Raw genomic sequence first — 24,583 nt, 5'->3', positions numbered from 1 at the left:
CTAATGTCCGGCATGTTTCCTCAAGCGGGCGCCAAAATCAGCATGCCGCCTAAAATTCATCCTTGCTGCGGCTTGGCGGATGAACCTCTGATGCAAAGTTCCGGAGATAGCACCCTTCTGGGCGTAGAGCCGACTTTGGTTTTCAACTGTTCGATGATCAGGTCCACCGCCAGTTTCCCCATCGACTCCGTCGGCTGTGACACGGACGTTAGCGGCGGGTCCGTCACCGTAGCCAGAATGGTATTGTCAAAGCCAACGATGGACAGGTCTCTGGGCACTTTCACGCCAAGCTCTTTGGCCGCCTGCAGGGCGCCGATGGCAAGCAGATCGTTGCAGCAGAAAAGGGCCGTCGGCCTTTGCGTCTGTTGGAGCAGCGCCTTCGCTTTAAGCTTCCCTTCTTTAACCAGGTCATCTTTGCAGGTTTGAACCCAGTGTCCCGGCAGATCGATGCCGCTGCCGACAAGCGTCTCCTTAAACCCGCGAATCCGTTCGCGGCTGCTGCTCACTTTCGGATCCTCCGCAAGAACCGCCAATGCCTGATGACCAAGCTCCAGTAGATGCTGCGCCGCCATCGTGCCTCCGGCAAAGTCGTCCACGAGTACGGTTTGCAGATCGAGGCCGGCCATATCCCGCGCGATCAGAATGGTAGGAATGGAAGATTCCATGAGCGGATTTAAAATTTCCTTATTTTCGACGCCTGTCCCGATAATGATGCCGTCGACGCTTTTTTGCTGAAGCAGGGACAAATACCGTTCGACTCGTTCGTCTTTATTATCGGTGCTGCAAATAATCAAGCTGTAGCCGTGTTGATTGCCTTGATCTTCCACCGAACGGGCAACCTCGGCAAAAAAAGGGTTGGAGATGTCGGGAATGAGCAATCCTAACGTGTACGTTTTCTTCCCCGTCAATGCGGAGGCGATCACGCTGGGCTGGTAGCTGAGCCGTTCCATGATCTGCATGATTTCCTGACGCCGTTCTTCGCTGATTTTCCCTTTTCCATTAATGACTTGCGAAACGGTAGCGATGGAGACTCCCGCTTCCCTCGCCACGTCATAGATCGTCGTTTTCATCATAATCCTCGCTTACTGTTCCCGCATCAATCAGGTCTGGTTTATACTTTCCATTATGAAGCGATACGGTGAAGGATGCAAGACATCCATGATTAGACGACCGGTTTGGACAATATCCACGCATGTTCCGGATCGTTATGAAACTTCCACGTGCGGACCGGACCGGCCATCACGTTCAAATAATACACCTCGTACCCCGGTGGAGCGGAAACGGGATGATAGCCTTTTGGAACCATAACGGCTTCCCCATCTTTGACGACCAGCATTTCGTCGAGCGAACGGTCATCCGTATACACCCGCTGAATGGCATAGCCTTGCTCGGGCTGGACGCGGTAATAATACGTTTCTTCGAGCAGCGATTCTTCCGGCAGGGCATCGCGGTCATGCTTGTGCGGCGGGTAGCTCGACCAATGACCGCCCGGCGTAAACACTTCCACGACCAGCAAGCTGTCCGCCGATTCCTGCTCCGGCAATATATTGTGGATCTGACGTTCGGTAGAACCTTGTCCGCGGATTTCGACGCCAACCTGCTCCGGAGCAATCAAGCGCGCCGAGCGGCCGCTTGTGCCCGGTGCTTTGCACACGGCCAGCTCGAGCGCCGTCTTGGCGCGCACCTCGTACTCATCGTCATGGGGAACGTAGACCGAATACGGCGGTATTTTCTCGAACACGCTCATTCTTTGGCCGATCCCGGTCCACGTTTCCCGCTTGGTAGCGATGTCGGCAACGCCGCTAAGCAGCACCAGGCACACTTCATTCGTTTCCGTGGCCTGCCGGAAGACGTCGCCCTCGGACAGCCGAATGACTTGGAATCCCACGTAGCTCCACCCTGCGGATTGCGGCGTAATCGTCAGGACGGTGCCGTCCGGACTAGCCGTTGGTTTTACGATCAGATTAGACATCGTTGTTCGTTCCCTCCCGATCAAGCTGGAATGTGTCTATGCCAATTCCAACGTTTGATTATACAGTTCCGGAATTTCGCCGATCTTCACCGGCCGGTTCAGTTGACTTGACAATTTTGCCGCCAGAGCGATTTTCTCCGCCTGCAAGCCGTCGTTCCCTTCGACGGCCAGCGGCTTGTCTTCGAGCAGGGATTCGATGAACTGCTGCGTTTCCTCGATATAAGCGTCGTTATAGCGCTCGAGAAAAAAGTTCATCGGCTTGTCGCGCATAATGCCTTCCGCCGTGCTGATTTCGGCCGTATTGGGGTGATCGTTATGGATCGCCACGCTTCCCTTCGAACCGAACACCTCGACACGCTGATCGTAGCCGTAAACGGCTTTACGGCTGTTGTCGATAACGCCCAGCGCCCCGTTGCTAAACCGCAGCGTCACAATGGCCGTGTCTACGTCGCCATGGTCGGCAAATACGGGATCGATCAATACGCCTCCCTGCGCGAACACTTCCTCCACTTCGCTCCCCGTCACGAAACGCGCCATATCGAAATCATGGATCATCATATCCATGAAGATACCTCCGGAAACCTTAACGTAATCGGGATGCGGCGGGTTCGGGTCCCTGGACGTAATTTTGACGATATGCGGACTGCCGACCGTCCCGTTCTGCACGAGTTCCCTTACCCGTTTGAAATTATGGTCGAACCGGCGATTGAAGCCGATTTGCAGCTTGACTCTCGCCTGCCGGACCGCTTCGATCGCTTCTGCGGTCTGGACAATATCCATGCTGACCGGCTTCTCGCAAAAAATATGTTTGCCCGCCTGGGCGGCCTGTATGATCAGCGGCACATGCGTATCCGTCGAGGAGCAGATGAATACGGCGTCGATGTCCGGATTGGCGATGATTTCGTTCGTTTGCTTAGTCGTATGGCGAATGCCTCGCGCCGCTGCCCAAGCTTCCAACTCCGGTCCCGCGAATAAATCGCTGATGGCGACGATTTCGGTTTGCGGCAATCTTAACAAGTTATCCGCATGAATTTTCCCGATTCGCCCGGCTCCTATAATCCCGATCCTTATGGTTTTCATGATCGTTCCCCTCCTGCTGCATGGCCCGAGCTGCCGAACAAACGAATTTTGGCCCTGACGGAAGCTTTGATCGCTTCGCGTGCCGGGATCAAGTAATGCCGCGGATCATAGGCGTCGGGATGATCGTTCAAATAGTGGCGGATAGCCGCCGTGCAAGCCATCTGGTTGTCGGTGTTCACGTTGATTTTGCCCGTACCCTGCGCAATCGCCTGAACGATTTCCTCGTCGGGCAGACCGCTTCCGCCATGGAGCACGAGCGGCAATCCGGTGAGCCGGGAAATTTCACCCATTCGCTCGAAGCCGAGCTTCGGCTGGCCGCGGTACGGCCCATGTACGGAACCGAGCGCCGGCGCCAAGCAATCGATGTTCGTCTCCCGGACGAGCCTCACGCAATCTTCCGTTACGGCATACATGCCTTCGGCATCGTCCACCACGAGATCGTCCTCGCGTCCGGTTATGCGGCCAAGCTCCGCTTCGACGCTGGCTCCCAGCGCATGGGCGGCCTGCGCGACACGTCCGGTAAGATCGATATTGCATTCCAGCGAATGGTGCGACGCATCGATCATGACCGATGTAAAACCCGCGTGCAAAGCCTGGATGCACACCTCGTAGGTCGAGCCGTGATCCAGATGCAGAGCTACCGGCACCGTAATGTTGTCGTGCTCGATCAAGGCTTTCACCATCCCGACGATAAGCGGCAGCCCGCCCATATAAGTGATATAGGCTTCGCTTACGCCGAGAATGACAGGTGACTGCTCTGCTTCCGCCGCCTGGAGAATGGCCTGCGTAAATTCCAAGTTATTGAGATTGAATTGGCCGACGGCGTATTGGCCGTCCACTGCTGTCTGCAGCATGTCCTTCATGGAAACGAGTTTCATACGTCGACGTTCAACTCCTTTTGCGCTTTGTTCGACCCTTCGCTTACCAGCGGGCGGTAACCATCTTCTTGCGGGTGAAAAACTCCACGCCATCGGTCCCGTTTGCATGCAAATCGCCGTAGAACGAGTTTTTCCAGCCCGAGAACGGGAAGAACGCCATCGGAGCCGGGACGCCGAGATTAATGCCGAGCATCCCCGCGTCGATCGTTTCGCGGAACTGCCGGACGGAGCTGCCGTTCGTCGTAAACAAGCAGGCGCCGTTTGCCAGCTCCGAACGATTCGCGATCGAGATGGCCTCCTCCAGCGTCTCCGCGCGCACAATGGACAATACCGGCGCGAAAATTTCATCGTTCCATATCGTCATGCCGGCCTTGACGCCGTCGAAGATCGTCGGTCCGACGAAATAGCCTGCGCCTTCGGAGGCGGAATCTTTGCGGCCGTCACGCACGAGCAGCGCGCCTTCTTTTTCGCCGGTTTCAATGTAATGGATTGTCCGTTTTTTATGGGACTCGCGGATAACCGGTCCGAGGAACACCCCTTCTTCCATACCGTTGCCGATCACGATCCGGTCGGCCGCTTCCGTCAGCCGGCTTACCAGCTCGTCGGCCACGTTTCCTACCGCCACGACGACGGCGCAGGCCATGCAGCGCTCCCCTGCCGAACCGAATGCCGCGTTAATAATTTCCTTGACGGCAAGGTCCAGGTTGGCGTCGGGCATGACGATCGAATGGTTTTTCGCTCCTGCAAGCGCCTGTACCCGCTTGCCGTTCGCCGAGCCGGTTTTGTACACGTACTCCGCGACGGGCTGGGAACCGACGAACGAAACCGCCCGAATATCTTTATGCTCCAGAATGCCGTTCACGACATCATGGGCGCCATGCACGATATTCAGAACGCCGTCGGGCAATCCGGCTTGCTTGAACAGCTCGGCCAGCCGGTTGGCCAACAGCGGAGTGCGCTCCGACGGCTTCAGCACGAACGTATTGCCGCAAGCGATCGCGAGAGGAAACATCCAGCAGGGGACCATCATCGGAAAATTGAACGGGGTAATGCCTCCTATTACGCCGATCGGATACCGGTACATGCCGGATTCGATGTTCGTCGCAATATCCGGAAGCTGCCGGCCCATCATCAACGAAGGCGCGCCGGCGGCGAATTCGACGCATTCGATGCCGCGCTGTACTTCGCCGTAAGCATCGCTGTAGGTTTTGCCGTTCTCCTCGGTAATGATCGCGGCAAGCTCTTCCCAATGCTCGACAAGCAGCTGCTGGTATTTAAATAAAATTCGCGCCCGGCGAGGAACCGGCGTCGTTCTCCACGTTTGAAACGCCGCGCTGGCGGTCCGAACGGCACGGTCCACATCTTCCTTCGTTGACAGGGGGACGTAAGCCAATATATCCCCGTTCGCCGGATTCACGACGGCTTCCGTTTGCGCAGATGCGGCATCGACCCACTCGCCGCCGATCCAATTTTTCAACACTTGTGTCATGATGTTTCTCTCCTCCCGAATGTTGGTGTCTCTAGTTGAACGAATGTTTGAGAAGCCGTCTCATTCCGAAAAGGACTGCCTTGCTGCTCAGACATGTTGTAAACGTTAAGACGGAACGATCTCGCCGCGTTCGCAGCGCTCGATATAGTCGCTCACCTGCTCGAAGGTCGGCATCGCATCCGAGCAGCTATGGCTGGAGATGACGATGCAGGCCGAGGCGCTGCCGAACGCCATGCTACGCTCGAGCGTCCAGCCCTGCATAACGCCGTACAAAAATCCGGCCGCATACGAGTCCCCGGCTCCGAACGTTTTGACCACTTTGGCGGGATAGCTGTCGGCGCGATGGCTTGCTCCGTCCCGCGTATAAGCGATGGAGCCTTCCTTGCCGTGCTTGATAATGACGATTTGGGCCGAATAATCGAACCATTTCGCCGCGGTCACTTGATCGCTATGCTCCGGATTCGTTTCGAAACGTTCCATCATATCAAACTCTTCGCGGGTACCGAGAATGATATCGCATTTTTCGGCGGCCAAGTTGTAATAGACCGCGACTTCTTCCGGCGTCGCCCACGTATAAGGCCGGTAATCCAGATCGAATACGATGACCGCGCCGTGCTTCTTGGCATATTCCAGCGCCTGGAATACCGCTTCGCGGGAAGGGCTTTGCGCCAGCGCCGTGCCGGAGATGAGCAGCACCTTCGTTTTGGCGATAAGCGCTTCGCTCACTTCCCCGGGCGACAGCTTCAGATCGGCGACATTGTCCCGATACATGAGAATGCTGCAGTCCGTCGGGCTTTTGATTTCGGTGAAAGCGAGTCCCGTCACCGCACCCGTGCGGTCCGTAACCACGTTGTTCGTGTCGATACCGTTGCGCTGCAAATAATCTGCAATAAATCGTCCCATCTGATCGTCGGCGATTTTACCGATAAACGCCGTTTTCAGGCCGAATCGGGACATCCCAATCGTAATATTCGCCGGAGAGCCGCCGACATATTTCGTAAACGTCATTGTCTGCTCCATCGGCCGGTTGATTTCATTGGCATTCAGATCGATGCAAAGCCTGCCGATCGCGACAAAATCCAACTCTTTGTTATCCGGAAACGTAACATAAGTCATTGGCTGCTACCTGCTTTCTTGTGGAATAAGCGATTCGATATAGGCCAAGGAGCGTTTGGCGTATGCATAGGCGGGATGCAGGGCGGGATCTTGCTCGCCTTCCAGCATCGCCCATCCGTCGTATCCCCGCTCCAGCAACTCTTTGAATATTGGGGCAAAATCGAGCCCGCCGTCGCCGGGGACGGTAAATACGCCTTTACGGATGCACGTGACGAAATCGGACCGGTCCGCCCGCGCCTCGTCGAGCACCGTCTGACGAATGTCCTTCAGATGGACGTAAGCGATCCGGTTGTAATGGGTTCGGAGCACCTCGAGCGGGTCCGCTCCTCCGTAGTAGGCATGCCCGGTATCGAACAGCAAGAACACATAGCGGCTGTCGGTCAGCTCCATCAGCCGATCGATTTCTTGCCGGGATTCGATAACCGTGCCGCCATGATGATGGTAAGCCAGCTTGAGCCCGTATTCTTGGGCAATCTGCCCGGCCGCATTCAAGCCTTCCGCCACGCTCTGCCAGCCTGCTTCGTCCAGCGGAATAATCGTCTTCTCATTCGGCGAACGCCGCGGGTCAAAATGGAGCGATCCCCCGACCTCGCAAGTCGATATGACTTTCGAGCCCATATCTTTCAGAAAAGCGGCATGCTCCCGGTAAGCCGCAAGCTCGGACTCCCGGTAGGCAGGGTCGGAGAACAACACCGATTTCCATTGCGAGACCAGTCCGATGTCCCGCTTGGACAACTCCTCCTTGAGCACGGCGCGGTCTGTCGGAAATTTGCGCCCCATTTCCGTCCCATGCAGGCCCAATGCCGCAATCTCATCGAGGATTTGCTCGTAAGGGGTATCGGCGCCGTGCTCCCTCACATCTTCGCCGACCCAGTTGATGGGATGAATCCCCAGCTTAAAAGGTATTCCGTTCACGATTGCGCTCCTCCTCGGCTTCTGACCGACATGATCCGGGATTGCATGTCTTGATGGGCGGCTACCACTTTGCCGCTCTGCGAAACTTCCGGAACGCCTACCTGCCACCAGGATTCGTAGCCGCCCGTATTCGTGCCGGGGACGACAGGAATCTCGATCAACGTCGTGACCGTCTCCAGCTTCGCCTGCACGAGCGCCTGCTTCAGCTGCTCCGCCGTCTCGGCCCGGTATGCTTGGGCGCCGAGGCTTCTGGCGTGAGCGGCGAAATCGATTTTCATATAGGGGCCGGTCAATCTGCCCGTGGAGCCGTCGCGGTGGCGAAACTCGTTGCCGAAGCCGTCGCTGCCGTGACCGCGCTGCAAATTATGGATACATTGGAAGCCGTGGTTATCGAACAGCACAATCGTGATTTTCCGGCCTTCCTGCAAGCTGGTCAAAAGCTCGGAGTGGAGCATCAAATAGCTGCCGTCGCCCACGATTGCATATACGTCGCGGTCGGGCTCGGCAAGCGCCGCCCCGAATGCGCCGGCGATTTCATAGCCCATACAGGAGAACCCGTATTCCATATGATACGTTTTGGGCTCGGCGGCTCTCCACAGCCTATGCAGGTCGCCGGGCAGGCTGCCTGCGGCGCAAGTCACGATGGCGGACGGATCGATCGCCTCGTTGACGATGCCTAGAGCGCGCGTTTGGGCAAAACCGGCTTCATGCTCCGCTGCGTACAAGCGGTCGACTTCCTTATCCCACTGCTCCTTCAATTCGGCGATCTCGCCGGATGCGTAACCGCTGCGGTAATTCGCCGCGCCGAGCGTTTCCAGCAAGGCGTTCAAGCCCGCTTTGGCGTCCGACACAATCGCTTCCCCGTCCATTTTGACCGAATCGAAGCCGCTGACGTTGATGTTGACAAACTGCACGTCCGGCCGAGCGAACGCAGACTTCGAAGATGTGGTGAAATCGGAATACCGGGTGCCGACGCCGATGATCACGTCCGCTTCCTTGGCCAGCCGGTTGGCGGCAAGCGAGCCGGTTACCCCGATCGCCCCGACGTTCCAGGCGTGATTCCATGGCAAGGAGCTTTTGCCTGCCTGGGTTTCCGCCACGGGAATGCCGCAAGCTTCGGCGAACGCCGCAAGCTCCTTGGCCGCATCCGAATAAAGCACCCCGCCGCCTGCGATCAGCAACGGCCGTTTTTTGCCCTTGATCAGACTGGCAGCCCGTTGGACGGCTTGCAAGGACGGCGGACGGCGATCGACTATATGCACCTTCTTCTCGAAGAAGGCGAGCGGATAATCGTAGGCTTCCGCCTGAACGTCCTGGGGCAGAGCCAGTGTAACCGCCCCGGTCTCCGCCGGATCGGTCAGCACCCGCATCGCCTGCGAGAGCGAGGACATGAGCTGCTCCGGCCTGACGATTCGATCCCAATATTTGCTGACGCTTTTGAACGCATCCGTCGCCGACACATTGTAATCCGAGACGACCTCCAGCTGCTGAAGAACCGGATCGGGCTGCCGCGAAGCGAAGTTATCCCCCGGGAGCAGCAGCACGGGAATCCGGTTAACGGTTGCCGTCGCCGCCGCTGTGACCATGTTGAGCGCTCCCGGCCCGATGGACGAGGTGCACGCGTAGATTTGCCGCCGGTTGGATTGTTTGGCGAAAGCGGTCGCCGCGTGAACCATCCCCTGCTCGTTTTTCCCCTGAATATAAAGCAAGTCCCCCGGACTTCGCTCAAGCGCTTCGCCGATCCCCGTCACATTGCCGTGGCCGAATATTCCCATCACGCCTTGAACGAATTTCGTCTCGATTCCGTCTATCGAAATATATTGCCGATCCAAATAACGCAGCAGCGCCTGAGACATCGTAAGCCGAATCGTATTCATCTTGGGTCCCCTCCCTTTAAAATGTTCATTGGCGGGTGAAGCGCTTAATCCGCAACAATGAAACAAATGATTGTGTATGCGGGCGAAATTACGCCCCCCGGCACCGGAACCTCCAGCTTATTTGGTCCCCGTGAACGAGATGCCTTCGACAAAATACTTTTGCAAAAAGACGAATAAAAAGACCATTGGCCATAGCGCCAACAAAGACCCTGCCATCAGCACCGGAAAATTCGTGCCGAACTGGCCCTGCAAAGAAGACAAGCCGACCGACAGCGTCATTTTGTCCGGACTGCTGTTTACGATCATCGGCCACATCAGCTCGTTCCACGTGGCCAAGGATGTAAAGATGGCTACCGCAACCAATCCGGGACCCGTCAACGGAAGCAAAATCCGGTAATAGATTTGAAAATGGTTGCAGCCGTCCAGCTTCGCGGCTTCTTCCAGCTCCTTCGGAAGCGACATGAAAAATTGCCGCAGCAAAAACATGCCGAACGCGCTGAACAGCCCGGGAACGATAAGCGCCTTTAAGGAATTCAGCCAGCCAAAATCGCGCATGATCAAAAACTGCGGAAGCATATACACTTGGCTCGGCACCATCAAGACGGACAGGCACAAGATGAAAATCGTGTTCTTGAACGGAAACTCGATGCGGGCAAACGCATAGGCCGCCAAGGAGCAAAACAGCAGCTGGCCTGCAACTTTCAGCAAAGTGACGATGACCGTGTTGAAATAAAGCTTGCCGAAAGGCAGCAATGTCGTCACTTCCGAGTAGTTCACCCAATGAGGCGTCTTCGGAAAGAAGACCATGGGCACTTGCGTGGACTCTCCGACCGTCTTCAGAGAGGTGATCATCATCCACAAGAAGGGGAACAGCATCAGCAGGGCCCCTGCGATAAGCAGAAGATGGACGATAGTTTTCGAAAATCTTGACTGTTCTCTCATTGTCGGGACCGCCTCCTATTCGTAATGCACCCATTTTTTTTGCAGTCTCATCTGGACTATCGTTACCGCTAAAATAATAATGAACAGCAGCACGGCGATTCCCGCGGCATATCCTTTATCGCTCAAAATGAACGCCTGTTTGTAGAACAAATAGACGAGCGATTGCGTGGACGAAATCGATGTATTTTTTTCGCCGATCATCATCCAGATCAGATCGAATACCTGAAAAGCATTGATCAGCGAGATTATTGTCGCAAAGAAGATGGTTGGCGTTAAAACCGGAAGAGTAATTCTGAAAAATTGGGTTAGCCGATTGGCGCCGTCAATTTCCGCAGCTTCGTAGTAAGATTTGGAAATACCCTGCAAACCCGCCAAAAAAATGATCATGTTATAGCCGACGCTGCTCCAAATGCCGACAAGAATAAGCGAAAAGGGAGCAATATCCGGATTGCTTAGCCAGCCTACGCCCGAAAAGGAAAACAATTTCAACGTTTGGTTGATCAGACCGTAATCCGTGCTGTACAACCACCGCCACACCATAGCGATCGCCGCGGGCATCGTGACGACCGGCAAAAAGTAAAGGGTGCGGTATAACGAAACCAACCGAATCTTTTGATTCAAAAGCACCGCGATCAGGATGGAGAGCGCCGTGGCGATCGGGACCGAGATAAACGTATACTGAGCCGTATTCCGCAGCGCCTGCCATACGGTCGGATCGTCCAGCATCCTGCTGTAGTTTGTCAAGCCTGCCCAACGATACGTCCCGAAATCGCCCCATTTCGTAAAACTGAAATAGACGGTCTGAATAATGGGCCACATGTAAAAAAACGCAAGCCCCAGCACGTTCGGAGCTATCATCAAGAAGGCCCAAGTCACATCGCTTTTTTGGTATCGGCTCCGATACGGTTTGACATTCATTATCGCTTTCCTCCTTCTTCTCGAACGAACGGCGCGGGATACTGCGAGCCCTGGGGGACATCCAGCTTAAAAGGGGCTCTATCCGCGGATAGAGCCCATGCTCGCGAAGCTTATTCCTGGGCCAATATGCCGTTCATTTTCGTTGCGGCTTGCTTGGCCGCTTCTTCGATTGTCATTTGTCCATACCAAGCTTTCGTGAAAAACTCGTTTTCGGCATCCAGCCATTTGGCCGTGCTTTTGGAAACGGGATACGCTTGCGCTTTCGGAATCACGTCGATAAAGGCGCGCAGGTTGAAATTCGGCACCGATTTTACCCAATCGTCTTGCGTACCGGTAAAGGCCGGAATAACCGCCCCGGATTTGGCGAATATAAGAGCAGCGTCCTTGGAGCTCAAGAAATTCATGAATTCCCAGGCTTCATCCGGGTGCTTAGTCCCCGCATTGATCACGTTAGCCACGCCGTGAATGACGCTCGTGTCGGCCTTTCCTTTCGGAAGAACGGCCACGTCCGCCTTGTCTTTGGTGTAATCGACTTTGGCAAATTCGCCTACGATCCACGATCCGTCATAGATCATCGCGACTTTTCCGGACTCGAACAATTTCTCCGGCTGCGTTTCCTGCATCTGGGCCGCTGTCGGCGATACGCCGTCCTTGATCAGATCCGTCCAAAATTTCAGGCCCTCGATCGCTTCCGGCTTGTCGTAACCCGATGTTTTCTTGTCCTCGGAGATGACGTAGCCCTTGCTCTGCAAAATCGTATTATAGAAGCCTTGCTGGTTGGCCATAGGAGCCGCTATCCCCCATACGCCCTTCGACGGATCGGTCAGCTTTTTGGCCGCTTCGCGAACCTTGTTCCAGTCCCAAGATGCATCGGGGAACGGCACGTTGGCCGCTTTGAACAGCTCTTTGTTGTACCATAATCCTACCGTCGAAAGCTCGAATGGAATTCCGTACGTTTTGCCGCCAATGGTATAAAGGTCGTTCAAACCTTTCGGGAAGTTTCCAAGATCGACTTTGCTTTTGGCGATCTGATCGTCGAGCGGCTTGATCATTTTGTTGGAAGCGTATTTGATAACGTTCGGTCCATTCATCCAAAATACATCCGTCAGGCTGCCTCCTACTGCAGCCGTTTCCAGCTTGGCCCAATATTGATCCCACGGCGTGAGCTCGATGTTCACTTCAATATTTGGATGTGTTTCATTAAATTTCTTAATAACGCTTTCAACGGCCGGCTGGTAGTTTTTATCCCATATCCCGTAAGTAATCGCTACCTTTTTCTTCGATCCGTTTTCCGCATTCTGGCTATTGTTTCCCGAATCATTGGTGTTGGAACAAGCCGCCAATAAGACCACCGATGCGATTGCTACCCCTGCTAATTTCCTTTTCATTGAATAGCCCCCTCCAAATAAATGAATGTTCGTTGACTGATTATAGAAACCAAATTCCGAATCCGTCCGGAAATTTGGAAACTATCAAATGGGATCGCTTTCAATCAAATGAAGTGACCGGAAAACTTGATTGGGATGCACATACAAATTTTCAAGTATAGCGCTTAACCTGCCTTAAGTTAAGCGCTATACTTGGCGGATATAGCGCTTAACTACATAGTAATTATTCGCCCTCTTGTTGTCAAGCATTGTTTTCTGAAGTTTATTTTCCGAAGATTCATCCGGGAATAGCGCTACAAAGAGTTTTCCCATTTGTCATGAAAGTATCCTTTATTTTCTGTGAATTATATACCCCTTGTAAGCGCCTTCCCCGTTCCCCTGCCTGCGCACACACGTTCAAGAACGGAAAAGGACCGAAGCCGCAGCGGCCGCGATCCTTTTCTCACTAGAGAGGAAACAGGAATTGAAGCGAATCATTAAGCCTCTATGAAGAGGTCTAAACGATCTTGAAGATCAGCGTCTGAACAGGCTCTACGTTGCCCGCCGCATCGGACGAACGGAACCGCAGCTCATGCGTTCCGCTTTGATCCAGGACAATGGGGTCCGTATAGACGGTCCATGTCGCGCCTTGATCGAGGCTGTACGTCGTCGATATGAGGCCCGGCTTGTTGTCGACTGCATGCAGCGAAACGGTAACCGGCTGCAAATACCACCCGTTCTCTCCATCCGGTTCTTCGGGCGATACCGTCGCCGTCGTGACGGGCGGAGTCCGATCAAGCGGGAAATGGCCGTACACGCCGAAATTTTTGATCGTAAAAGGCGGAACGTCGCTCAGCGTCGTATTGATTCCAATCTGGACGCTAACGATTTCGTTCGTATCGAGCTTGCCGTTCGCGTCGACCCCGTCAAAATGAGAGAACAGCCCAAACGGCACTTTGATCTGGTTCCACCCCTGCTCGATGGTGAAGCCCGCCGATGTAATGAACCGGGCTCCGGACCTTTCCTTGACGAAGAGCCGGAGTGTCGTGCCGCTGATTTTCTGATCCGCGTACAGATGGAAGGCAAAGCCCGGGAATTCGGAGTAATCCGTGGCTTCAGGCAGCAGCAGGAACGGATAGGCCCACTTGTCCCCTTGGCCGAACTGATACTTGAACTGAACGGACCCGGGTTCCTGACCTGCGGTGACCGTTCCGGCGCCGATCGCGGCGATCGCATTCGGCAAGTCCAGGCGCCACTGGGCCGGTGTCCCGGAACCCGGAAGAAGCTGACCGATCTGGTCATCGGCCACGGTCCGTACATAGGCGACAGACTTGGTCGTCCGTTCCCCTCCGAATTCCCCGTGGAAGGAGACAGGCGACGCGATATTGGCAACGACCGCAGAGCCTGCCACCACGTCGAACTCGACGATTGTCTTCGAGTACGGCTGCACGGTGATGGAACGCACCGGCTCCTCGATCAGCCAACCGCCCTCGGCGGAACCGACGATCGTTCCTCGCATCGGCAGCGCATTCAGGTTGTTTACTTCGAGCCGAACCTTGTTAGGCTGGTCGTACTTCAGACTGTAGCCGTTCTCCTTGCTGTCCGCCCTTGTCTCGGCCGGGTAAAGCTGTGCCAGAACGACCCGTTCCGCAGTCGTCAACGGCTGGCGCGGCGCCGGCTGGATGATCGGACGATCGGTTGGCTGTACGAGCGCTTGCGGCAGTTCGCCTTGCAGGCGGATATACACCGGATCGAGACTGGCTGCAACGGTATACGTCCCTCCTGCTGCGGCCGTCATCGTCGTTTTCTTACCCATAATATCCGTAGATGTCACTTGTGGAACATTCAGCTGCAGGGTAACCTGCTCCGGCGAAGAAGACCATAGTACCGCCACCGTATCCGACCCGTCACGGAAAGCGTGTCCCGTCACGATTGAAGGCAGTCCTTTCAGCGGACCGATATAGTCGCCCCGGCCCAGCGCCTCCGTCATGACCGCTTCCGCCGCATAAGCCGCATAAGGCGTATAGGTCCGGCTCAGCATACCCCAATAATAAGCGCCCTCCTGTAGAGGAAGCGCCAGAAATCCAAAATGCTTATCCGTGCCTTGCGCAATCGAAGTTACCGTAGACGTCACCATATAGCGGGCTTGGACGACCTGCTGTCTATGCGTCAGCTCGACAGGCGCCGCAGCGGCAAAGGAAATGCCCGCCTCGGTCACCCACATCGGCTTCGCTCCGCCCCCGTATTGATCGAGAAATTGCTGATGCAGCTCCACGCCGCTCGGGTAAGGCATCGAACTCGCACCGGCCTTGTAGCGCTGGTGCCGGTGAAAATTGTATATATCGAAATAGGGCAGCAGCTCATTCTCCATCGCCACCTGCTCGAACACGCCCGGCAGCAACGCGAATCCGCTTATTGCGACATGGGGATCGGAAGCGGCATCTCGGTATCCGATGGAAGCCGCCTTCAGAAACGCGGCATACTTATCCGCCGTCTCGTCCGGGTTTGCGAAATACGTAATATCCGGCTCATTCCACACTTCCCAGGTTTTGACCTGATCGCCGTAATAGTCGGCCGATTGTTTGGCCATTTGGTAGGCGGCGATCAAGTCGTCCGGCAGCTTGGCATTGGCCGCGTTCCGAGTCCAGCTCGGAGCGCTGTGGTACACGTCCGATATATGCAGATCGGCGTCCGAAAGCGCGCTAATCGCATCCTTGGCGACGTCAGCCGCGAAATTGAACGTTCCGGGCTCCGGGTTCACGGCATCATTCCAGCGGAACCGGTCGCGAATCCAGGTCGCTCCGGTCAGCTTGAGAACCGTTGCGACTTCCGCCAGCTTGCTCTTCGGCACGATCCAGGCCATGGCCGCATCGAGCCCGAACGGGGAATCGTCCACCTGCGGCCGATCCGCAAGCGACGTAACGATGGAGAACAGCTCCGTCAGGCTCTCCTCCGCTCCCGCCAATTGCACCTTGATCCGGTAGTGTCCTTTCGGCAATTCGCTTAGCGATATGTCCGCCGTGTCTTGTTCACCGGGAAGCGTCAACGTCTGCGCAGACACCTCCTGATCCCAATAGTCCCGAATGCTGTAGGCAAGCTTGGCCGGCAAGCCCGTCTGGTTGCTCAAGCGCACCTGGAAGCTCGCAGGTTGTCCGTACTGGAAGACGTTCATCGGCGCGCTGGCCGTCAAAGACCGGACCGATGCGCCGATAGGTGCGACGCGAAACCAATCCAGGAAGAACGCATATTTCGCATCCGGCTGCTGTCGAGGCTCCGTGACGCGGAACACGATCGAATTCGAGCCGGCCTGAAGCGTCAGAGGCTCCAGATGATACTTGTACACCATGCTGTTGACGGTGGCATATTGTACGGCTTCCGTCACCCTCTTGAAGCTGCCGCCGTTGACGGAAATCTCGTAGGGAGAGGACCAGGCCGCCTGATGCGGAGTTGCGGCAACATCGAGCTGATACAGCCCCTTTTGCGATACCTCTATGCGGTATTCCGCTACATATCCGCCTGCCGGAGGCGCCGCATCCGTGAACAGGGCTAGCTGTCTGCCGCCGCTGTATTCGGCCCCCGACTGCACGCCCGGAGCGAAATTGGTCGAGAACGCCGTCTCTCCCTCATATTCCGTATGGTGGGCAAAGGTCAACTGGAACGAGTCGAGAAAAAAGGCGTACCTCGTATCGGGCTGGGTCCGCCGCTCCTTTACGCGAAACGAGAGCGTATTCAACCCCGCTTCCAGCACGACGTTCTGCAGATGAAACTGGCGCACCGTATCGGTGATTTTTCCGTATTCCACTGCATGGGAGACAGGTGCGAACGGACCGTCGTTTATTTTCAGGTCGTAGGGCGATGCCCATGCCGCATTGATCGGCGAGGAGGCAACGTCGAGCCGGTAAGCGCCGGCGACGGGCGCGTAAACCGCATACTGCACCCAGTATCCGTCATTTGGCGACGGGACGTCGGAGAACAGGGACAAAAACTTTCCGCCGCTGTAGGCGGCTCCCGTTTGAATACTGGGAGTAAAGTTCGCCGAGACATACGACTCCCCCTCTCCTTCCAGCCCGTATTGGTTCGCCTCATACGTAACATACGGACCGTCCGTGCTCCAATGACCGGCTGCGTTCCCGGCTTCTACCTTGAACGTATGACGTGTGCCCGGCGCAAGACCGTTCACCGTGAACGTCTGCTGTTGGCCATACACCGAGCCGATTACGGTACCGTTGCGATACACGCGATAACCGGAAACGCCTGCTGCATCCGTCGCGGCGGTCCAACTAAGCTGCGCGCTGTTCGCGCTTGCTCTTAGAGCCCGCAAGCCGCTGCTTGACGGCCAGACCGGCGAGGCTTCCTGTACCCGTGCGGCAGACAGCTCCAGATAAGGCTTGTTCGCCGCGTTTTCCTTGCTGTTCAACTGGACGAGCAAGCCGGGATTCGCTTCCTCCAGGAACAGGAAGCTTGCCGTTTGGTCCAGCTCTTGCTGACGCTTCACGAACGAAGTCACGTCGTATTCGTGCCATTTCATCGTTTTGTTCATATGCGCGGAAGCCAAATAATGCTGCGGCTGCGGCCGCGTATTCCAGGTAAGCGTTCCTTCGCTCCAGCCGTCCTGCTCCAGGCCGTAAACCTGAACGTCGACCTCCGAGCCCTCTCCGTCCGTGACTGCGCCGTACACTTTCAATTTGGCCGAGCCGAGCGGACCGGCAAACGAGCTCAAATCGAACTTCATCAGCGCTTGCCGCGTCAGTCCCGCGCTGCTTGTTTTGACGGCGAGGGTGGTACTCGCTCCAAAATTGTTGGCCGCCTGCGCCCCGCCTTGGACATACGTATCTTCAACCGGAGCAAGCTGAACGGCCGGGGCATACGTCGCTTGCCCGACAGGCGCGCCTTCCGCGCGCACCTGCCGGACGGCGGGCTCCATGGCGGCGATCCAAGGATACGGCAGCGAAGCGAGCATGAGAAAGGCGAGCGCCAGACTTATTTTATTCAACGTTCCCTTAAAGACCAATACCGTCACTCCTTCGTTCTTGTGGTCGACTCCCTAATTGCCTTTGGCTTTCCGTGCATCGGCCATCTGCTTGTCGGCTAGCTCCTGCGCGTCCCGAAGCGCCGTATTGATGTCCTTCTGACCGAGAGCAACCGCTTTCGCCGCATCATTCAATCTGGGCTTCACGATGGACCGGTCGAATTGGTTCGGATTGTCATGCATGTTTCTAGGCTTCGCTTTGAAAATCCCCGCCGTGTTTTTGCCCTTGAGGCTGCCGAGATCGGCGCCGAACCCCTTCTCCAGTTCCGGTAAGTTCAATACGGGAAACCGCCCCGCCTTGGCGACGATCGTCTGAATTTCCTCGGACATCATATAGCTCATGACCTGAAAAGCTTCATCCTTATGCTTGCTCTGGTTGCACAGCATCAGCAGATGCATATCGACCTCTCTTCCCGTACCGAGCGCGTCCTCGAAATTGGGGAGAGCGGCAATATCGTAATTCAAAGGCTGTCCCTTTAGCATAAACTCCTCTGCAGGGCCGATGACCCCGTCCGCCCAATTGGGCAGCATCGCCAAATTCCGATCTTTTAGAAACGCGTTCAGCCCGTACGTCCACTTGTTGTTCGGACCGATGTAGCCCGGAATGTCGTAATTTTGTTTCAGCAGGCCGAATATTTTTTTCCAGCCATCAGAGGTAATGACGCTGTTTCCGGTTTTGGGCTCGACCAACGGAAGAGATAGCTGTCCGCCAGGCCTGTCCGGCTCCGTGAAATCGAGTCCGATGTACGGGGTTCCCGCATCCGTACGGGTCAATAGCCGCGCAAGTCCCATAATTTGATCCCACGTCATCAGATCTTTCGGATAACCGACTCCGAATTTGTCAAAAATGTCTTTGTTGTAAAACAATGCCGCATAGTTGGTCACGAACGGAAGTCCGATCATTTCCCCTTCACGATCGGCATACATCCCCAACGTCTCCACGATGGCAGGATGGACCCGCGACAGCTCGACCTTCTCCTTCTTCACATAGGGGGACAGATCCGCAATCCACTTCAAGTCTTTATGCGCGAACACGGCCGTATTGCTTCCGTACAACATATCCGGATACGTTCCCGCGGTAATCAACTCATTCGGATCGGTTCCTCCGTTTGCCTTATCCTTTAGAAATTCGAGCGTAATATGAGGGAACTTCTTTTTGACCGGTTCGGCGAAAAAACGTTGAAATTCATTGTCCGTTAACGCAGCCCCGTGCAAGTAAAGCGTTAACGTAACCGGCGCCTTCGCCGCCTCGGGCTTCGATTCGGATTTCCCATCGGATTTCATTCCTCCCCCCGTTGCCGCACAACCCAATAAGGATACGCTTAAGACCAGATTCAAGGAAAAGACGACAACCTTCTTCATGTCACGTTCACCCCGGTTTGTAACCCCTTTCAGATAGTTTGGAATGCGGCCGTTTCTCCATACACCGCTATTCTCCATTCGCCATACTCATCCGTCCACCGCCACCAACGGACCATGAACGGAGCGCCTCCTGCTTATTGACGTTCACCTCCCCGCAAGCGTCCTTCTCCTGCGCAATGGCGCTTGCGCAGTCCTGCATTAAAGTAGCACGGGCGCCGCAGGACGGGAAACATACACTTTTTGCTTTCGCTTTCCTCTCTTGCTTAATCGGAAATTCCGCTTAAAATCAGGCCGAAACCGGTCGCCGTCACGCAAAAAAAGCCCCCATCGGCCGGAGCATGCCGATAGAGACTCAACATCTTTTACTTTTTTTGCGCCAGCGCCGGGGAATTGGGCTTTCCCCCTTCGCGCTCCCGGTATTCGCTGGGAGTCAGTCCGGTGAATTTTTTGAAAATCCGGATAAAGCTCGTATCGTGCGTATACCCTACCCTTTCGGCAACATCGCGTATTTTCCCGCCGGAGCCGGTGAGCAGCTCCTTCGCTTTCGCGACACGCAGCTCCGTCAAGTAGTCGATAAAATTGTCCCCTGTGTATTCCTTGAACATTCGGCTCAGATGCGAGAGGCTAATCTGAAACTTGTCCGATAAATAATGCAAGGACAAATCGCTGAGCTTGTAATTGTGTTGAATGAATTGGACCATTTCCTCAATCTTTTCGTTCTTATCCCGGTTATTGCGTCTCGCAGCGATCCGGCGGATATATTCGGACAGCGTTGCGTCCGTAAACTCGCGGATTTGCTCCAGCCGTTCGCAGCGGCTTAACACCTCTTCCATCGTCGGCCCCGCGTCCGATTCCTCCGGCTTCATGCCGATTTCATCCGCGATCACGGCCGCCCTCATCAAAAGCTGAACGACTAAATGGTTAAGCGTGTCCGGGGGCACATTGCTGCGGGCCAGCGACTCAAACCAGTGGGCGACCTGCGACTGGAGTTTTGCCGCATCGGACTGCTTCAACGAATCGATTGTGCTGTCCATCATCGCGAACAATCCGTTGTATTCGCCATTGCGCGAGTCGAGGATTTCGTCCGCCGTGATGACCATATTGCCGCCGATTATCAATCTGTACTTTAGCGCTTCCATCGACTGCTTGTAGGAGAGGGAGATGTCCGGCATGGCGTACACGATGCCGCCGACGCCGATCGTCACCGTTTTTTTCAAGGATTTGTGCACGCCATGCTTGATCTGATCCGCGACGGCAACGGCGCGAACCGCAAGCCTCTCCTCGTTGTCTTTGTCTTCAAAGCTGACAATGACGGCGCAGCGCCCTTCCTCCCATTCCATTGCGGCGCCTTTGTGCTCCGCGTTCACGATCTCTTCGGCAATATTGCACAGCGCATAAGCGTATAAATGCAAGTCGCGCGCGCTTGCGATCTCGTGCCGGTTGTCGAACTGAATGCTCATGACGACAAAGCAGCCGTCATACAGTCGCACGCCCACCAAGTCCAAATAGGAATTCATATTGCGGAAACCACCCGAATCGTTCGTCAACATTTTCATCAGCAGACGCCATCTCATCAACGGCTTGCTTTCTTTGATCTGCTTCTCCAGCCGCTCGCTGTCGATCAATACATCCTGCATCATCGTTTCCAGATGATCGAATTCATCGGAATATCGGCCTTCGTTACCATGCAAAGGATGGAACCTCAGCTTCCGCGACATGCTGAAAATAAACCGGTTGATCGGCTTGAACGTCCAGCGGCTTACCAGAACGGCAGCGAGCGCGGCGGCGGCAAACAGCAGGACCGATACCGCCAGCAGCGTGTTTCGGGTATGAACAAGCGGCTTGTTGAGCGCCATGACCGGAACGATCCGAATGAGCTTCCAGCCGGTATATTCGCTTGTGAAGTAAAAAACCGAGCTGCGGGCGGTGTCCACGTCTGTGACAAAAGAGCCTTCCTTGCCGTTTTTCAGCAATTTGGCGATGTACGGAATTTCGCCAACATGTTGGCCCACCTTTTTGAAATCCGGATGAAGAATCACTTGCCCCGTGCGGTCGATGACAAAAGAAAGCTCCGGCCCCGGATATCGCTCCGCATCCTGAACGAGGTTGTACAGCGCCTCTTGCTTGATGCTGACCGCCGCAGCCCCTCTTCGATACCCGGGAGAATGCAGCAGAGGATACGTGCGAACCGAGGTCACCACATCCTGGTACAAAGGGAAGTTTTTATTGTCCAAAATCAGTTTGCGGGTCGGAAGCCAGCTTTGAAAGCCGTCCGCCGAGTAAAATTGCCCGATCCACTCGTAATTTTCCGCTGCCGTTTCATCTGTATTGGTGGTGGCGGACCTTTTCTGCTGCTTGACATACGAGTACAGGTCGACCGAAAACAAAGCGTCGCTTCTTTGAATCATATCGTTCAGCAAATTATCGATCGCGGCCTGGTTCGCTTTGCGCTCTCCCTCTCCCATTTCGATGTCGAAAAACTTGCGCACCTCTTCCTTCTTCAACAGCCGGATCATATTGCGGTCGATATCCTTCAAAACCAGCTTCAGCTTCTCGTCGATCTGGCGCAGCAGCTCCATGTTCGCGTTCGCCATCTCATGCTGAAGTCTGCCGGTGACGATCCGGTAAGAAAGAAAAGCGGTCAACGAAACGGCCACAAGCAAAAGCGCGAGCAGGATGAGAAACAATTTTTTCGTCAGCCGGGTCTGAAGAACGTTCACGGTTTATCCTCCTATCCGCTCAGCCATTACCATCATGCCGGCCTTGTTGTTATCGTACCAAACTTGGATAAGCGCTTCCGCTTGTTCTCCGCCCGCGCGCCGCCATTCCTTTCTAATTTCCTGCATCGCCCATTCGGGGGAGTAGTTCGGGCCAAGCCGTACCGCTTTGGCTTTAATCGTATCAAACGTCTGTCCGATAGACGTAATCGTTTCATTCATTTCTACAAAATTGGGCGGGTACGGAAAATCCCGTCGGTATGGATGCTTCAAAGCGACCTGCAGCGCTTCCTCCTGCAGGCGCGCCACTCGCTGCGACAACGGATCGGGAGCAGCCTTGGCGGACAAAGCGCTTTCCCACCCTTTTTCCTGTCGGAGCACGGCGTATTCGTAGGCGTACAGCATCTCTTTCCTGTATTTGTCGGCGCTAATCATTTGCGGAATACCGTTCACGGTTTTCATATGCTCGCCTTCCGTTCCGTACACGAGCTCGCTCCATCCTTTTTCCAGCATCCAGTCCAAGTACTTGACCGCCGTTTCGGGGTCCTTCATCTTCTTATTGAAGGCGACGTATATATACGGCGGCTCCTCCTGATACAAACCATAGGTACCCCATCTCGTCTCTGCCGGCTCGAGCGGCACGGGTCTGGCGTCTGCATCGTTGTTCATCAGATCCGTCAGCAGCGGACTGCTCCATTGGCACAAACATATTCCGGCTTTGCCGTCCACCCACGCCTGCAGGCCCGCCTTGCCCTCCTTATCGATAAGATCTTCATCATGAAGCTGCTTTTCGAACCGGATTGCCTCCATATATCGGTCTGTGGTCGGTCCGTACTTGACCTTCCCGTCCTCCAAAAACCATTCGTTCCGATGGGTGCCGAATAAGGCGGAAATGATGTCGGCTTTTTCATTGCCCGCGAATGCCAACGTGTCCGCTTGGCCGTTGCCGTCCGGATCGCGATCCCGAAACGCTTTGGCCACATGCAGCAGATCGTCAAGCGTTCGCGGCGTTTGCAGTCCCAGGATGTCCAGCCAGTCTTGCCGGATCCATATGGCGTGATTGGCGACGGAAGTTACTGGCCGCCTCGTTGCAACCGCATACATTTGCCCGTTGAACGAAAGGTAGGGCATCAATTCGGGATGCTCCTTCAAGTAGTTTCGATAGACGGTACTGTATGTCTCCAGCAGTCCGTCGACCGGCTGAATGACGCCCTGTGACGCCAACATGCCGATGTATCTTCGGTCGTATTCCCAGATCAGATCGGGAGCTTCGCCGGCTGCAAGCAAGACATTCAGCCTGTCCTGCCCGACTCTCGGAACCGGCACGAAGGTCACGTATATGCCGGACTTCTCCCGAATCCACTGCACCCAGCGGTTGTTCCGGTACGTTCCTTCATCGCTGGATACTTGTCCCCTGTCGAACATGGAAATGCTGAGCTGCTTCGGAGCGACGGATTCGTCAGCTAAGCCGCCGCATGCTCCCAGTACAAAACCAAACGCAGCCAGAAGCGTCAACAGCGCTGCGGTCCACTTGCCGGCTCTTTCGATCATCATAACCTCCCCTACAAAGTCTATTTTTGAACGTCGTTTCCGCTAAACAAAAAGATTTCTACAAAAAGACGGACATTCCTTTATTTTCCGCTTTTTTTAGCGAGTGATAGGTAAGAATGCGGCAACGACAGGGTAAAACTGTACCAATATTACACATGAGGTTATATAGCGTCGGTTGAGTCGGAACAGTAGTATCGGGATATGGATGAGGGATTCTTTATTGCCGCTCGGTTCCATGGCGGGCTATTTCGTTTCTATACGTTGTCGGGGCTACTCCGGTCCATGCTCTGAAAACGCGTCCAAAGTAGTGAACATCGCAAAAGCCCGTTTTTTCGGCGATTTCCGTTATGGTGAACGGCTCGCTGATCAGCATTTGCTTCGCTTTGTTTATTCTTGTTGAATGGATGTAGCCCGTCAAGGTTACGCCGGTAGCTTTTTTGAAGTAGCGGCTGAAATAGAACGGACTGATATTAGACAGAGTGGACAGCTCCTTAAGGGATATGGAATGGGCGAAGCGGCTCTCGATATAGTCTAAAGCCGGTTTCAATGCGTCCAGATGTGCGCGGTAGCCTTTGCCAGTTCCCCCCTCTGCAGTCCCCTGCCGTTCTGATGGAAATCTCTTAGCAAGGCCGTGGCAATCTGATATACAGCTGCCCGAATCATCACCTCGCTGCCTATATCCTGGTTGACGTATTCCTGCTGACAACTGATCAACAGAGCGTTCAGCTTTTCCCATAACGGATGGGAGTCGGAATATTTGTCAGGCGTATGCCGCCAATTCGAATACAGCAAATAATGATAGTCGGAGTCGAAGCCTTCGGACAAATTGGTGACAAGCAGCGGGTCAAAAACGACACCTCTAATATGGGCTGGTGAGCCGGCTGTCGTCTGGACAGCGTGTACTTGTCCGCTGCCGATATAGATGATATCGCTTTCAAATGCAGTAAACATTTTGTTTGCAAGGGTAACCTGGACAGGTCCTTGCAGAACGCGAATGATTTCGATATGCCGGTGCCAGTGAGGGAACACCAGATAGCCGTCTCTCGTTTTGGTTACATCCGTGCAGCGAAACGGAAAACGCGTTCCTTCGAACGACTCCATGCGTTGGAACGGCTCTTTGTGAACAGGCAGCTGCGGCATGCGATCACCTTCTTCTGTAGGATGTTTCCATTATACCAAAGCGATAATCGGCAGTATGCCGCTGCCCGGAAAATATGACAACCAACACGAATAAGGGCGGAGAAACCCCGCCCTTGTTCAGAAAACTTTGATTAGCAGATGCCTGCAAAGGCTGTCTGAACCAAAAATAAACTAGAGCGTGTCTTCAAACTATAAATTAATGCTAAAAGATGGTAAACTTCTCGTATGAG

Annotated in this window: 17 protein-coding genes; all 17 read right to left on the bottom strand. The window is 54.8% G+C overall.

Annotation, left to right across the window (positions count from 1 at the left end):
* Positions 1–56: 56 nt before the first annotated feature.
* The 17 genes from ABD796_RS33230 to ABD796_RS33155 all read right to left on the bottom strand — a co-directional run bounded on the left by ABD796_RS33230 (position 57) and on the right by ABD796_RS33155 (position 24,353).
* Positions 57–1,070 (bottom strand): LacI family DNA-binding transcriptional regulator, encoded by a 1,014-nt coding sequence (locus tag ABD796_RS33230; RefSeq protein WP_344916654.1) that lies wholly within the window; start codon positions 1,068–1,070, stop codon positions 57–59.
* 92 nt (positions 1,071–1,162) lie between these two features.
* Positions 1,163–1,972: a 5-deoxy-glucuronate isomerase gene (iolB, locus tag ABD796_RS33225; RefSeq protein ID WP_344916652.1), complete on the bottom strand. Its 810-nt coding sequence runs from the start codon at positions 1,970–1,972 to the stop codon at positions 1,163–1,165.
* Positions 1,973–2,008: 36 nt separating this feature from the next.
* Positions 2,009–3,052 (bottom strand): inositol 2-dehydrogenase, encoded by a 1,044-nt coding sequence (gene iolG, locus ABD796_RS33220; RefSeq protein WP_344916649.1) that lies wholly within the window; start codon positions 3,050–3,052, stop codon positions 2,009–2,011.
* Entirely contained in the window at positions 3,049–3,930 is an 882-nt protein-coding gene (gene fba / locus ABD796_RS33215; RefSeq protein ID WP_344916647.1) for a class II fructose-1,6-bisphosphate aldolase, read from the bottom strand. Before fba ends, iolG begins: the two co-directional genes overlap by 4 nt.
* 43 nt (positions 3,931–3,973) lie before the next feature.
* Positions 3,974–5,419, bottom strand: coding sequence for a CoA-acylating methylmalonate-semialdehyde dehydrogenase (locus ABD796_RS33210; RefSeq protein ID WP_344916645.1), 1,446 nt, complete (start codon positions 5,417–5,419; stop codon positions 3,974–3,976).
* 105 nt (positions 5,420–5,524) lie between these two features.
* Positions 5,525–6,535: a 5-dehydro-2-deoxygluconokinase gene (iolC, locus tag ABD796_RS33205; RefSeq protein ID WP_344916643.1), complete on the bottom strand. Its 1,011-nt coding sequence runs from the start codon at positions 6,533–6,535 to the stop codon at positions 5,525–5,527.
* A gap of 6 nt (positions 6,536–6,541) precedes the next feature.
* Complete coding sequence (iolE, locus tag ABD796_RS33200) at positions 6,542–7,453, bottom strand: myo-inosose-2 dehydratase (RefSeq protein WP_379116130.1); 912 nt, start codon at positions 7,451–7,453, stop codon at positions 6,542–6,544.
* Complete coding sequence (gene iolD / locus ABD796_RS33195; RefSeq protein WP_344916638.1) at positions 7,447–9,327, bottom strand: 3D-(3,5/4)-trihydroxycyclohexane-1,2-dione acylhydrolase (decyclizing); 1,881 nt, start codon at positions 9,325–9,327, stop codon at positions 7,447–7,449. Before iolD ends, iolE begins: the two co-directional genes overlap by 7 nt.
* Before the next feature lie 117 nt (positions 9,328–9,444).
* The gene (locus ABD796_RS33190) at positions 9,445–10,269 is read right to left on the bottom strand and encodes a carbohydrate ABC transporter permease (protein WP_344916636.1); all 825 of its coding nucleotides are present in this window, start codon (positions 10,267–10,269) and stop codon (positions 9,445–9,447) included.
* 15 nt (positions 10,270–10,284) lie between these two features.
* On the bottom strand, positions 10,285–11,187 hold the full coding sequence (locus tag ABD796_RS33185; RefSeq protein WP_344916634.1) for a carbohydrate ABC transporter permease: 903 nt from the start codon (positions 11,185–11,187) through the stop codon (positions 10,285–10,287).
* A gap of 110 nt (positions 11,188–11,297) precedes the next feature.
* Positions 11,298–12,575 carry an ABC transporter substrate-binding protein gene (locus tag ABD796_RS33180; protein WP_344916632.1) on the bottom strand — a complete coding sequence of 426 codons (1,278 nt, stop codon included), beginning with the start codon at positions 12,573–12,575 and terminating at the stop codon, positions 11,298–11,300.
* Positions 12,576–13,071: 496 nt separating this feature from the next.
* On the bottom strand, positions 13,072–17,565 hold the full coding sequence (locus ABD796_RS33175; protein ID WP_344916631.1) for a CBM96 family carbohydrate-binding protein: 4,494 nt from the start codon (positions 17,563–17,565) through the stop codon (positions 13,072–13,074).
* A 33-nt stretch (positions 17,566–17,598) separates the two neighbouring features.
* A complete protein-coding gene (locus tag ABD796_RS33170; protein WP_344916630.1) occupies positions 17,599–18,867 on the bottom strand; it encodes an ABC transporter substrate-binding protein in 1,269 nt (422 codons plus the stop codon).
* 440 nt (positions 18,868–19,307) lie between these two features.
* Positions 19,308–21,665 (bottom strand): helix-turn-helix domain-containing protein, encoded by a 2,358-nt coding sequence (locus ABD796_RS33165; protein ID WP_344916629.1) that lies wholly within the window; start codon positions 21,663–21,665, stop codon positions 19,308–19,310.
* 3 nt (positions 21,666–21,668) lie between these two features.
* Positions 21,669–23,216, bottom strand: coding sequence for an extracellular solute-binding protein (locus tag ABD796_RS33160; RefSeq protein ID WP_344916627.1), 1,548 nt, complete (start codon positions 23,214–23,216; stop codon positions 21,669–21,671).
* A 214-nt stretch (positions 23,217–23,430) separates the two neighbouring features.
* Positions 23,431–23,760 (bottom strand): helix-turn-helix domain-containing protein, encoded by a 330-nt coding sequence (locus ABD796_RS35760; protein ID WP_379116014.1) that lies wholly within the window; start codon positions 23,758–23,760, stop codon positions 23,431–23,433.
* Positions 23,757–24,353, bottom strand: coding sequence for a cupin domain-containing protein (locus ABD796_RS33155; RefSeq protein ID WP_344916625.1), 597 nt, complete (start codon positions 24,351–24,353; stop codon positions 23,757–23,759). Before ABD796_RS33155 ends, ABD796_RS35760 begins: the two co-directional genes overlap by 4 nt.
* Positions 24,354–24,583: the final 230 nt, after the last annotated feature.

The sequence above is a fragment of the Paenibacillus hodogayensis genome, from assembly GCF_039536325.1.
Classification (GTDB): Bacteria; Bacillota; Bacilli; order Paenibacillales; family NBRC-103111; genus Paenibacillus_AB; species Paenibacillus_AB hodogayensis.
This window is presented reverse-complemented; position numbering and strand designations above follow the sequence as displayed.

Coding starts and splice junctions, on each gene's coding strand:
- ABD796_RS33230 (WP_344916654.1), bottom strand. CDS start 1,070: ATGAAAACGACGATCTATGACGTGGCGAGGGAAGCGGGAGTCTCCATC.
- iolB (WP_344916652.1), bottom strand. CDS start 1,972: ATGTCTAATCTGATCGTAAAACCAACGGCTAGTCCGGACGGCACCGTC.
- iolG (WP_344916649.1), bottom strand. CDS start 3,052: ATGAAAACCATAAGGATCGGGATTATAGGAGCCGGGCGAATCGGGAAA.
- fba (WP_344916647.1), bottom strand. CDS start 3,930: ATGAAACTCGTTTCCATGAAGGACATGCTGCAGACAGCAGTGGACGGC.
- ABD796_RS33210 (WP_344916645.1), bottom strand. CDS start 5,419: ATGACACAAGTGTTGAAAAATTGGATCGGCGGCGAGTGGGTCGATGCC.
- iolC (WP_344916643.1), bottom strand. CDS start 6,535: ATGACTTATGTTACGTTTCCGGATAACAAAGAGTTGGATTTTGTCGCG.
- iolD (WP_344916638.1), bottom strand. CDS start 9,327: ATGAATACGATTCGGCTTACGATGTCTCAGGCGCTGCTGCGTTATTTG.
- ABD796_RS33190 (WP_344916636.1), bottom strand. CDS start 10,269: ATGAGAGAACAGTCAAGATTTTCGAAAACTATCGTCCATCTTCTGCTT.
- ABD796_RS33185 (WP_344916634.1), bottom strand. CDS start 11,187: ATGAATGTCAAACCGTATCGGAGCCGATACCAAAAAAGCGATGTGACT.
- ABD796_RS33180 (WP_344916632.1), bottom strand. CDS start 12,575: ATGAAAAGGAAATTAGCAGGGGTAGCAATCGCATCGGTGGTCTTATTG.
- ABD796_RS33170 (WP_344916630.1), bottom strand. CDS start 18,867: ATGAAATCCGATGGGAAATCCGAATCGAAGCCCGAGGCGGCGAAGGCG.
- ABD796_RS33160 (WP_344916627.1), bottom strand. CDS start 23,216: ATGATGATCGAAAGAGCCGGCAAGTGGACCGCAGCGCTGTTGACGCTT.
- ABD796_RS33155 (WP_344916625.1), bottom strand. CDS start 24,353: ATGCCGCAGCTGCCTGTTCACAAAGAGCCGTTCCAACGCATGGAGTCG.